This is a genomic window from Lentzea sp. (genome assembly GCF_036380075.1).
GTDB lineage: Bacteria > Actinomycetota > Actinomycetes > Mycobacteriales > Pseudonocardiaceae > Lentzea.
Map to the genome: position 1 here is coordinate 1 of NZ_DASVFL010000236.1, position 11,496 is coordinate 11,496.

Sequence of the window (11,496 nt, forward strand, 5' to 3'; positions counted from 1 at the left end):
GAAGCGGCGCAACTGATCGCGGAGCAGTTGCGCCTGGTGCAGGCGTTCGGCGTGCGCAGGCACGTGGCGGACGCGCTGACCAACCAGCAGATCACCGAGAACCTGTTCGTCACCGAGAAGACCGTGGAGACGCACCCGGGCCGCGCCCGCCGCGAGCCGGGCGTGCGGTCGCGCGCCCAGCTCGCGGTGCGCATGTGCGCCCGCTGAGCGGCGGGGCGCACGCCCGCCGCATCCGCTCGTCACGGAATGGCGCCCTCGAAGTCGACGATGCCGTCGACGAGTTGCGCGATGCTGCGCCCGATCTGGATGTCGGCCCTGATCGACTGCAGCGTCAGCCGCACGAGCTGCCCGAGCGCCCTCTCATCGGGTTCGGCCGCGAGCGGGTAGGCCAGCAGCGGTGCCGCGATGGCCGCTCCCGCGGCGCAGAAGTTCTGTCCTGCCTTGAGTTCGGTCAGCATCACGTGCGTCACCTTGTCGCCCCCGTCGGGCGGGTCCTCCGGCGCCTGGAGGCAGAGCGACGCGAAGCTCATGCCCAGCAGCGTGATGCCGTAAACGCACTCGAAGTACCGCAGCAGCTCGGACAACCCGATCTTGGAGAAGTCGAAGGCTGCCACGCTGAAGTCGTCCTCGAACTGCGGTGGGTCGAGTTCGATCTCGTACAGGCTGTGTCCCGGGGTCTTCGACGCCGCCCGCAGGTACTCGTGGACGCAGTTCAGGACCGGTGGGATGAAGCCCATCGTCGCGATGGCGATGTCGAGGCGCTGGCGCGTGGTCACACCGGAGGACGGCACCAGCAGGCCGGTCCCGATCAGGCCGACCGCGAACCCGGTCACCTCGACCCCGAGCTTCGCGATCCGCACGGGGTCGGGGGCCTCCCGGAAGTCGGCCGCCGCCCCCAGCGCGTTGTTCGCTATCCGCAGGAAACCGTTGACGAGCTGGAGCACGCCCGCGGCGGTCTCGTTCGCACTGGCGACCCGAGCGGCCCGTGCGCCTCGGTCCGGAGTGGACAGCGCGTGGAGCAGGTCGTTCCAGGTGCGGGCCTCGGCGACGGCGGACACCTGCCGGTCGGTGAAGAGGTTGTGTCCGAGCACCACCTTCCCGACGAGGGTCGACGGGATCGCGCCGAGCAGGCAAAACACGTCGAGCAACGTCAGCTCGCTGCCGTCACCACCGCAGATGACCTGCTCGTAGAGCGGGGTGAGCACGGGGATGTCCCACCGCGTCGTCAGGATCGACTTCATGGTTTCGATCAGCACGATCCCGGCGTCGACGACCGTGAGGACGGCGTTCTCGAGGGTGTCGACCAGGGCGAGGCCGACGATCTCGGCGATCGCGGTCACGAGCTCGCGCGGCGTCCGATCCGCGAGCCCGTCGCCGAACAGCGCGGAGAGCTGAGCGCCGGTCTGCCGGAAGATCGCGATCTCCTCGGCTCCCGCCGTCGAGAGCACGGAACCGACGTCCTTGGGCACGAACTCACCCGGCTGGGCGGAATCGACGTTCGTCGAGAACTGGTGCTGACCCCAGTTGGCCTGCGGCTTGTTCAGCGCGGCCTTGTGCTCCTCGCTCGCCGGCGCGTCCCGGCGGCCGGCCCGTGAGGCGAAGACGTCCGCCGACGTGTCGACGACCAGCGCGCCGTCGACGAACTGCTCGCGCACCTTCCCGAACAAGTCGTCGATGGTCGTCTTGGCGCCGGCCAGTTCCAGCGCCGTCTGGTCGAACGACAGCGAAACGACCTTGGCGAGCACCCGGTGGTTCGCGAGCATGTCTTCCCAGCTGAACAGAAAACCGAGCCACGCCACCAGGTCTTCGAGCGTGATGCCGAGCGTGTTGCGCAGCACCCAGTCGATCGCGGCGACGGCTTCGTGCGCGGCCGTGAGCACGCAGCTCCACAGGTAGTCGCCGACCTGCACGACAAGCTGCCACGCCTGCACCAGCTCCGACGGCGGGTGCAGCACGAAGTCCCTGAGCCCGGTCGGATCGCCGCGCAACGCGGCGAGCAGGTCGCCCGCGCCGACCTCGAGCCAGTCCCCCACGCCCTGGGCTGCGAACGTGCCGACGAGCTGACGTTGTTCACCCGAGGCGAGCTGGTCGTGCGCGGTCATCAGCTGACCGACGGCGGTGGCCGCCTTGTCGCACGTCTTGGCGTCGGGCCGGGTCGCGAACAACGGCTTGCCGTCGCTGCGGGTGGCGGAGCCGACGGAATCACCGGTGAGTCCGCGCAACGCGGCTTTGGTCTCCTCGGCGGGGTCGACGGTGACGGGATCCTCCCCCGCCACCTCGAAGGTGTAGACGGGGGCGGTGAGGTCCGCGGTCTCCGCGACGATCGTCAGCACACCGTTCGAGTCGGTGGTCGCGGTCTTCGCGGTGCTCGCGCGCAACGCGTAGTAGCGCCCGTTGAGCAGTGCGGCCCGGTCGTGGTCCGGCGTGACGGTGATCTCCTGCCGCACCAGGGGATTTCCCCCGGCGTCTGTGACGACGACCCTGGTCGTGTAGGTCTGAAGAGTCACGAACTCCGACGTGGTGTGCAGCGACACGGACTGGTGCTGCCACAACCCGGCCTGAGGATCTTTCACCAGGAGCCGGAACCCGCCGTCGGAACCCCCGACGGCCATCGCCGCGGCGCTGCGCCCGTTCTCGGGATCGGTGCGCGCACGATAGGCCGCCAGCGCCGTCACCTCGTTCTCCAGCTGCAGCGGGTGCTGCCACGCGTAGCCCTTCTGCCCGTCGGTGGTCCCCTCGACGTAGATCAACGCGTCACCGGCGTCGATCGCCCACAGGCCGATCTGCCCGTGTTCCTGGTCGGCCGCTACCACGAGGTCGCGCACCGCGGCGAACCGGTCGCCGCCGATCAGCCGTTCGGGCACCAGGTGGGAGGTGCGCTGCGACGCGGCCGAGTAGCGGTACACGCCGTTGCCGCCGACGTACAAATCCGTGCTGCCGTCCGCGGTGGCGAGTGCGGTGACGGTGCTCGCGGTGAAGTCGCCGGGCAGGTCGAGGTCGACGGCCTCGACGACCGTGCGGCCGCTGACGATCTTCGGCACGGTGCTGAACACCAGCGACCGCCGCACACCGAGCTGGAACAGCGAGTAGACGCCCCTGCCGAGCTTGGCGTGGTGCCCGATGGCGACCGACAGGCATTCGGTGGCGTTCTGGGGCAAGGGCAGCGGCATCGACGACCAGGTGCCGCCTGGTGCAGGGTTGACCTGGTGGTGCTCGACCTGGCCGGCACGGTCGAGGCAGGCGAGCACGGTGAACGGCGCCCCCCCGCGTGCCACCGCCGACCTCGATGTCGGTGACCGTCAGCCCCGCCGGGATCTCGCGCTCGGTCAGCGAGTCGCCGAGCGCCGACCAGTCCGAAGTGGACTCGGTGTTCGCCAGCGCCCCGCTGACGAAGACGCGCGAGTCACCACCGGCCGTCGCACCCGCGGCGACGACGAGCCACACGGTTCCGTCCGCGTCCTGCGAGACGGCGAACGAGTGCACGACCGGCGTGGCACTGACGGCTCCGCTCAGATCGAGCCGTTCCCACCCTGTGGCGCTGGTGGCCGACGGCAGGGTGAGGGCGAGATTCCCGTTGGCGTCCAACGAGAACAACAACAGCGAGTCCGTGCCGGAACGCACCGCGCGCAACCTGCGCTGCGCGGCGAGCGGGCTGCCCGGCACGTGGTTGGGCATGAGCTGGGAATGGGCCTCGACTGGCATGGGTCTACTGCTCCTGTACGCGGTGTCAGAGCTTGTGGGAGACGCCGAACAGCAGGTCGCCGGCGTTGTTGAAGACGGGGTCGACCAGGAAGAGCTGGGCTCCGCCGGGATAGACGAACGGCACGAGGTCCACCAGGTTCTGGACGTCCTTCTCGACCTCGTCCTTCAGCTGGCGGTCGATCAGCGACTCGACGATCGTGTTGACCGTCTTCTCCAGCGTCTCCTCAACACCGGCCCAGATGGACTGATCGCCACCCGAATCGGCGATGCACCAGCCGTAGGGCATGTCGTACAGCTCGGTCGGATCGGGCTGCGGCGTCTCGTCCACGACGTTCACCTGCAGCGCACCGTCGTCGGCACCCGCCAGCGTCATCGTCAGCGTCTGGGGCACGTGGTAGTCGACCCAGAAGTTCGTCTTCACCGCGTGACCCTCGACGCCGTACCAGTGGGTGTAGTCGACGGTGAAGGCCAGCTTCCGCTTGATCACGACGGTGTTCCCGCCGGGCGTGAACGCGAGGCTCGCGTCCCACAAGCACGTCAGTTCGACGTGGTCGTTGCTCACGCTGTTCGTCTTGTGCGAGTAGCCCTTCAGCTGCCCCGACGACCAGGAGCCACCGGTGGCGTCCGGCGTGAACGTCCCACTACCGGCGGATCCCACCATCTCCAGCCCGTCGTCGTTGTTCCCCGGGACGGAGTGGGCGCACAGCAGCCCGCTGAGCCGGGGAAGCAGGTAGCCGTCGACGAACAGCCGCCTGGACATGGCGATCGTGCCGTAGCGGGTGTTGCCGACGCCGTCGCCGGGAGTGACGAAGTTCCCCCACCACGGCCTGAGGTTTCCCGGCAACGGGGCGTTCCCGGTCATCATCAGGTACTGCACGCTGTCGAGGCCGGCGTCACCGGGCGCGGACGGGGCCGGCGTGTAGCGGTTCGTGACGAAGTCGAGACTGCTGGGCGGAAAGCTCGCGACCGGGTCGGTCCACTCCGGCATCATCACGGTGTAGCCGAGCACGTGCCCGCCCGCGGCCCGCACGATCTCCAGGTACGTGGCGAGGTAGAGCGGGAACGCGGCGATGGCCGAGGCGGTCATCTTCTCCGGGAACGTGGTGGCCGCCCTGTCGTACCGGGCGAGGTCGGCGTTCTCCAGGTCGAGGAACAACTGCTCGATGGTGAAGGCGTCACGCGGCAACGGGGCGATCCGCTCACGAAGGTCAGCGGACAACCGGTCGTACCGGTCGGCGGGAACGCCGGCCTTGGCCAGGTCGACCTCGAACCCGATCTTCACCCCGTCGATCCGACACGTCCGGAAGACGGGCTTCCCCTTCGCGATCTCGTAGTAGTCCATGGTGCAGTCGCCGAACTCCACGGTGAAGACGACCTTGCCGACCGATCCGGGCACGTCGACGGTGACGCCCAACGCCGAGACCGTCCCCGACAGCCACGCGTCACCGCCCTCCTCCATGGCCAGCCGGACGGTGGACAGGGACTTGCCGTCGGGCGTGCTGCCGGTCTCCAGCAGATCGGACAGCCGCTCGTTCAGGTACCACTGCGGGAAGGCCAGCAGCGTCGACACCCCTTGCAGGGTGGTGGATTCCTTGCCGTACTCGGACACGGTCCTCCGCTCGGGACGTGCGCACGCCGGGACCGGCGCGGGAGAGGTTCTCCGGCGTCCGGATGCGGCATGGCGGGGTTGTCCGGAACGTTAGGGCGCGGTGGGGCTCGCGTCGTCGGGGGAAACCCGCATGGCACCCCCGATGCTTGTTCAGAGGTACGCATGCGGAAAAACGGTTCCGAGCACGCCCCCACCGGCGCGTGCTCGGAACCGTGGTCTCTCGGTCATCCGATCTCGAACTCGTCACTGCAGAGGTCGCCGTCGTCGGCGTCCGGCGTGACGTTGCCGGTGCTGCCGACCAGGGCGCCACCGATGTAGACACCGAGTGCGTAGGTCTTGACGTCGGCGCACGGGCCCAGGTTCCACTGCCGCACGGTCAACGGGCCGATGTTGGTCTGCCTGAGCAGTCGCACGCCGGCAGTGCTGTGGCGGCTGAGCGACACGACCGCCTCGTCGAACTTGACATCACTGAGGTTGATCAGCGTGACGGTGAAGTTCGCGGCCGGCGCAGCGGCGCGGGTGGCAGCGTTCGCACCGGTGGTGCGGGTGATCGTCGGGGTGTCGGTGGCAGCACCCGCCGTGGGGTTCGCCAGGAGCAGTGCGCTGGCCGAGACGGCCAGCGTCGCCAGTGCGCGCACTGCTCGGGACTGGGTCATGTTCATGGGTTTGTCTCCTTGGCTTCGAACGCGCAGTTGTGTCGTCGTTGATGCCGAACCGGTCAGAGCGAGGCCTTGAACAAGAGCAGATTCGGCGTGGGCGGTTCGCCTGCGCCGGGCGTGGGGATGCCGGTGACCTTGCCGACGGTGGTGTTGGCCAGCAGCCAGGTGCGTGCCGCGGGGCCCGAGTGACTGGGATCCACCTGCATCGCCAGTGCCGCGGTTCCCGCCACCAGGGGCGCGGCCAGGGACGTACCGGACGCGGTCGCGGTGGTGGCGCGCTTGGTGCCGTCCGAGGCCACGGTGAAGAAGGTCGAGCTGACCCGCTCACCGGGGGCGAACAACGTCGTGCAGTGGCCGTAGTTGGAGATCGTCGTCCCGTCCAGCATCCTGCTGTCGTCGTCGGCTGTGCCGCCCACGGCCGTGACCCCTGTTGCGCTCGCGGGCGATCGGGTGCAGGTCTTGACGCCCTCGTTGCCCGCCGCGACGGACACGAAGTAGCCGGCGGACACCAGTTCGGTGGCCTTGGCGTTGAGCGTGGTGTCGTGCGCCGCGCCCATCGAGATGTTGACCACCGCGGGCTTGATGCCGCGGTTGAGCACCCAGTCCATCCCCGCGATCAGGGAGGACAGGCTCGCGTTGGGCGTGCAGCCGTCGGTGACCTTCACCCCTCGCACGTCGGCCTTCTTGGCGACGCCGTGGATGCTCCCGCCGATGAGGCCCGCTACCAGGGTGCCGTGGCCTTGGCAGTCCTCGGCCGACCCGCCGGTGGTGCTGACCATGTTGAGTGCCCGGCCTTCGAACTCCGGGTGGCCGGCGTAGATGCCGGTGTCGAGCACGTACGCCCGGATGCCGGTGCCCGTCGCGGTGTAGGTGAAGGTGTTGCTGCGGGGCAGGTTGCGCTGGTCGACGCGGTCGAGGTGCCACAGGCCCGAGCCGGTGGTGCTCTGGACGGTGGCGGTCGTGCGCACGACCGCGTCCTGGCTGACTTCGGTGACCTCGGTGGTAGCCGCCCGCACGGCCGTCACCTGTCTGATGGTCATGCGGGCGGCGAAACCGCGCACCGTGCCCCCGGTGTAGACGTGCGTTGGCCGCAGGCCGAAGCGCGCGGCGAGCACAGCCGGGTCCGCGTCCGGCCGGATGCGCACGACGTAGCCGTCGGCGATCGCGTCGGAGGCGGCCATCCGCAGCGGGACGAGCGGCACCGGCTCGGCTGCAGCGATCCCCGGCGCGGCCACCACCGCGGCCAGTGCCCCCAGCGCTGTCAGCGCTGATCTGAGTCTGATCATCACGTTCCCCCTTCGAGTGCTTGCGGGGAGAAGCGTGTGACGAGGCAGTATGGGTTGCGTATGGCCTGGGTGTCGGCCGAGTTCACCGGTTACCGAACGCCGGGAGATCCCGCGGTGTCGAGCTTGGCGAGCACTGCGGAGGCCTCGGGGTGACGCAGCTCGTCGAGCAGACGCAGGGCTTGCCTCCACGTCGCGCGGGCCGCGTTCACGTCACCCGCCGCGTGCTGGGTGTCACCGAGGCGCGTGAGCGTGCCGGACTCGTAGTAGTAGTCGTGCAGGTCGCGGAACAGGTGCAGTGCCCTCAGGTAGCTGGCTATCGCCTCGTTGTAGTTGCCCAACTGGTGGTGGGTGTAGGCGATGCTGTCCCACGTGTGCGCGCATCCACGCTGATCGCCCTGTTCTTCGTACAGGACGAGCGCCTGCCCGCAGTTGCGCAAGGCGCTGTGGTGCTCCCCCAGCTTGGTCTGGTGCCATCCCAGCATGTTCAAAGCTGCGGCCTCGCCGTAACGGTGGTCGACCGCCCGGTAAGCCTCCAACGCCCGCACGGCGTGCCGCACCGCCTCGTCGACCCGCCCCTGGTGCTCCAGCGACCACGCGACGACGCCCTCGGTGTGGGCCTGCTGGACCAAATCTCCCAGCTCGCGGTGCAGCTCCAGGGAACGCGTCAGGTGCGGCCTGGCTTCCTCGTGCCTGCCCAGCAAGGCCAGCACCCGCCCCAGCCCTTGGTGGAGCAGGCCTTGGCCTTCCGCGTCCTCGGCCTGCCGCGCCGCGGACAGCGCGACCTGTCCCGTGACCACCCACTCGTGCCAGTGGCCGCGCCGGTCGAAACAGGTGGTGAGCACGTGCTGGAGGCGCCATGCGTGGGCGTGCAACCCGTTGCTCGCGGCGGACGCGATGGATCCCGCCAGGCCGTGACGTTCCACCTCGTACCAGCGCCACGCCTGCGCCGAGTCGGTCAGTTCTTCCGAGAGCACCGGGGCCGGCGGCAGTTCGAGGTGATCACGGTTCGGCGCGAGCAGGCGGTCCACGCGGTCGGCGGTGTACAGGTAGTGGTCCAGCAGGCGACGCAGGGCGGCGTGGCGCTCTTCTTCCGTGTCGTGGGCCGCCGCTCGGTCGCCCGCGTAGGTCCGCAGCAGATCGTGGAAGGAGAACCGGCCAGGCCTGCGTTCTTGCAGGAGGTTCGCGCGGGTCAGCTCGGACAGGGCGGCCCTGGTCTCGGCCACGGGTGCGTCCACCAGGCAGGCGGCGGCCGTGAGGCCGATGTCCGGACCCGGGTGCAGGCCCAGCAGCCGGAAGGCGCCCGCCGCCCGCGGGCCGATGTGCTGGTAAGACCAGGAGAAGACCGCACGCACACTGGTCATCGGTTGTCCGGTGTCCAGCGCGTCGAGCCGTCCACGTTCGTCGCGCAGTTCGTCGGCGACCGCCAGAAGCGGGAACGTGGGACGCATGGCCGCGCGGGCTGCCACGATCGCCAGCGCCAGTGGCAGGCGCGCGCAGAAGCGGATCAGCTCGTCCACGGCGTCCGGCTCGGCCGCCACGCGGGCCGGGCCCAGCCGGCTTGCCAGCAGCGCCACCGCCTCGTCGTCGTCGAGCACGTCCAGCGCCAGCGGGTGGGCCCCGTACCGCACCACCAGCCCGGTCGGCTCGGTGCGGCTGGTGATGACGGTGTGGCAGGCCGTCCCGCCCGGCAGCAGCCACTGCACCTGCTCGGCGTCGCGGGCGTTGTCCAGCAGCACCAGCACCGCCTGGTCGGCGACGACGCTGCGGTACAGGGCGGACCGGGCCGCCAGGTCGACAGGAGTGCGGTCCGGCGACACGCCGAGGGCGTCGAGGAACCCCTGCAGGACGTCCGCCGGATCCACCGGCGGACTGTCGGGATCGAAGCCGCGCAGGTCCACGTACAGTTGCCCGTCCGGGAACCGGCCGGCAGCCTGATGTGCCCAGCGCACCGCGAGAGTGGTCTTGCCGATGCCCGCGGTGCCGCCGATCACCACCGTGCCGCTACCGGCCTCCGTCATGTCCAGCATCTCCGACAGGTGTGTGAGCTCCGCGTCGCGTCCCACGAAACCGGGGACGGAGGCGGGCAGCTGGCGCGGCACCTCCCGCTGCCTCCCGGCCGCCTCGACAGGGCCGACGGCCATCAGATCGAGCGCCGGGTCGGCGGTGAGGATCGCTTGCTCCAGCTTGCGCAGCGCCGGCCCCGGCTCCAGCCCCAGTTCGGCGACCAGCAGTTGATGGCCCTCGCGAGCCACGGCCAGTGCGTCGCTCTGTCGTCCCGACCTGTACAAGGCGAGCATGAGCTGTCCGCGTACCCGTTCTCGCAACGGGTGCAGGGCCACCAAGCGGGACAACTCCGCGACCACGTCGTGGTGGCGGCCCAGCGCCAGGTCGACTTCGATGCGAGCCTCCAGCGCGGTCTGCTTGCGCTCCAGCAACCGAGCCGCCTCGTCGCGCAGCAAGTCCACCTCATCGAGACCGGCGAAAGGCGTACCCCGCCACAGCGCCAGCCCCTGCCGCAGCAACACACTGGCGGCTTCCAGGTCACCGGCGGCGAAAGCGGTTCGACCGCGCTCCACCAGATCCTCGAACCGGGCGGAGTCCAGCTCGTCCGCCCGGACCCGGAGCACGTAGCCGGGCGGGCGGTGCTCGACGCGCGCCGGATCACCCAGCGCCCGGCGCAACTGGTGGACGTAGCCCCGCAGGTTCTCCGCGGCCGTGCGCGGCGGTGCCGCTCCCCACAGCGCGTCCAGCAGCCGATCCACCGAGGCGGGCTCTCGCCCACTGCACAACAGCACCGCCAGCAACGTCCGCAACTTGGCCGAACCGAGCCGTACCGGCTCCGCGCCGGCATCAACCTCCAACGCCCCCAAGACGTTGAACTTCATGACCCCCCAGCCTGTGAACGTCCGACCACGTCGTGCCCCCGGCGGTCGCCGCGCTGCGCCTGCCCGCCTGTCACTCAACCGACGATCGCGATCGACCACAAGCCCTGCGGAACTGCTCGGCCTCACCACGACCACCGTGACCGCAGGAGAAGTGCGGGCAACCCTCTCGCCGTCCAGATCCTGATCATGGCCCAGGAACAGAGCTTCTTCCGGCTGTGGATGTTCCGCGATGACGATCTTGCCGCTGATCGCGTTGTTCGAGCTGACTCACGCCGACGACAGGGCGGTGTCATGTGTACCGTGCTCCGGTGCTCATGATCGAACGCCTCCGGCTCGACCACGCCGCTGCCGTGCTCGCGTTCGAACGGGAGAACCGCGCCTACTTCGCGGCGTCGGTGCCCGACCGCGGCAACGACTTCTTCACGGACTTCCAGCAGCGGTTTCGCGGTCTGCTCACGGAGCAGGAGGCCGGCGTGTGCCATTTCCACGTGGTTGTCGGCCATACCGGCGAGGTGGTGGGCCGGGTGAACCTGGTCGACGTGGCCGATGGATCCGCTGAACTGGGTTTCCGGGTCGCGGAGAAGGCTGCGGGCCAAGGGCTCGCCACCGCCGCCGTGGGGCAGGTGTGCGCAATGGCGGCACGGGAGTACGGGCTGCGGAGTCTGCGGGCCTCCGCGGCAACCGACAACGCCGGCTCTCGGGCAGTGCTCAGCCGCGTCGGGTTCGTCCTGACGGGCGAGGAGGTCCTCCTGGCCGACCGCCCTGGGCATCGTTACCTGCGGCCGCTGACCGACCTCATGCCGTAGAAGATCGCCTGGTGTGCGAGGACCAGGACGAACTCAGATGCCTGGGGTGGTCACGGGCGGTGCTTCCGGCCGCGTCGCCCGGAGCCGAAGAACGAGAATCGTGACCGGGCCGGACTCTGCGGATCCGACAGGTTGACCGCGCCGACAACACCCAGTTGGACCACACTGCCGTTGACGTCGCCGATGTGCACGTTGCGCACGTCGCGCACCCACTTCGTCGCGGGACCGAACAGCACCTCGGGCCAGAGAGCGTCGAGCAGGACCGGGAAAGCGCCACCAGCGTCGTAAGCGGCCTTGAGGCCGTTCGCCAGTTCCTCCGCGAGGCGGATCGTGCCGGACTCGTCTTCCGCGCGAGCCGCGTCCAGCGCGTCGCCCAGGCCGGGCACCGCGCGGACCGCCTTCTCCAGCCGGGTCAGAGCTGCGGACTCCGGCTCCTCCGCGGCACCGATGAGCGCGGCGGCAACGGACAACATCCACATGTCCACCATGGTCAATCCCCCCAAGGGATGCTGCACCGCAGGCCGAAGCGTTCGAGAACACTAACATTCG

The 11,496-nt window shown here is 69.6% G+C and carries 8 protein-coding genes; 2 read left to right on the forward strand and 6 right to left on the reverse strand.

What is annotated here, in order from left to right; translation table 11 throughout:
• Positions 1-207 (forward strand): LuxR C-terminal-related transcriptional regulator (locus VF330_RS25965; protein ID WP_330854293.1); only part of this gene is annotated, 207 nt, incomplete at its 5' end.
• Positions 208-239: 32 nt separating this feature from the next.
• Here VF330_RS25965 and VF330_RS25970 read toward each other — a convergent pair.
• From VF330_RS25970 to VF330_RS25990, 5 genes are all read right to left on the reverse strand, one after another.
• Positions 240-3,275 (reverse strand): Ig-like domain-containing protein, encoded by a 3,036-nt coding sequence (locus tag VF330_RS25970; protein WP_330854294.1) that lies wholly within the window; start codon positions 3,273-3,275, stop codon positions 240-242.
• 452 nt (positions 3,276-3,727) lie between these two features.
• The gene (locus tag VF330_RS25975; protein WP_330854295.1) at positions 3,728-5,272 is read right to left on the reverse strand and encodes a hypothetical protein; all 1,545 of its coding nucleotides are present in this window, start codon (positions 5,270-5,272) and stop codon (positions 3,728-3,730) included.
• Between the two features lie 263 nt (positions 5,273-5,535).
• Entirely contained in the window at positions 5,536-5,973 is a 438-nt protein-coding gene (locus VF330_RS25980; RefSeq protein ID WP_330854296.1) for a hypothetical protein, read from the reverse strand.
• A 56-nt stretch (positions 5,974-6,029) separates the two neighbouring features.
• Entirely contained in the window at positions 6,030-7,256 is a 1,227-nt protein-coding gene (locus VF330_RS25985) for a S8 family peptidase (RefSeq protein WP_330854297.1), read from the reverse strand.
• Positions 7,257-7,345: 89 nt separating this feature from the next.
• Entirely contained in the window at positions 7,346-10,141 is a 2,796-nt protein-coding gene (locus tag VF330_RS25990; RefSeq protein ID WP_330854298.1) for an AfsR/SARP family transcriptional regulator, read from the reverse strand.
• 314 nt (positions 10,142-10,455) lie between these two features.
• On the opposite strand from VF330_RS25990, the gene VF330_RS25995 reads away from it, so the two are divergent.
• The gene (locus VF330_RS25995; protein ID WP_330854300.1) at positions 10,456-10,947 is read left to right on the forward strand and encodes a GNAT family N-acetyltransferase; all 492 of its coding nucleotides are present in this window, start codon (positions 10,456-10,458) and stop codon (positions 10,945-10,947) included.
• Between the two features lie 50 nt (positions 10,948-10,997).
• On the opposite strand, the gene VF330_RS26000 is transcribed toward VF330_RS25995, so the two are convergent.
• On the reverse strand, positions 10,998-11,435 hold the full coding sequence (locus VF330_RS26000) for a hypothetical protein (RefSeq protein WP_330854299.1): 438 nt from the start codon (positions 11,433-11,435) through the stop codon (positions 10,998-11,000).
• Between the last annotated feature and the right edge of the window lie 61 nt (positions 11,436-11,496).

Coding starts and splice junctions, on each gene's coding strand:
- VF330_RS25980 (WP_330854296.1), bottom strand. CDS start 5,973: ATGAACATGACCCAGTCCCGAGCAGTGCGCGCACTGGCGACGCTGGCC.
- VF330_RS25985 (WP_330854297.1), bottom strand. CDS start 7,256: ATGATCAGACTCAGATCAGCGCTGACAGCGCTGGGGGCACTGGCCGCG.
- VF330_RS25990 (WP_330854298.1), bottom strand. CDS start 10,141: ATGAAGTTCAACGTCTTGGGGGCGTTGGAGGTTGATGCCGGCGCGGAG.
- VF330_RS25995 (WP_330854300.1), top strand. CDS start 10,456: ATGATCGAACGCCTCCGGCTCGACCACGCCGCTGCCGTGCTCGCGTTC.
- VF330_RS26000 (WP_330854299.1), bottom strand. CDS start 11,435: ATGGTGGACATGTGGATGTTGTCCGTTGCCGCCGCGCTCATCGGTGCC.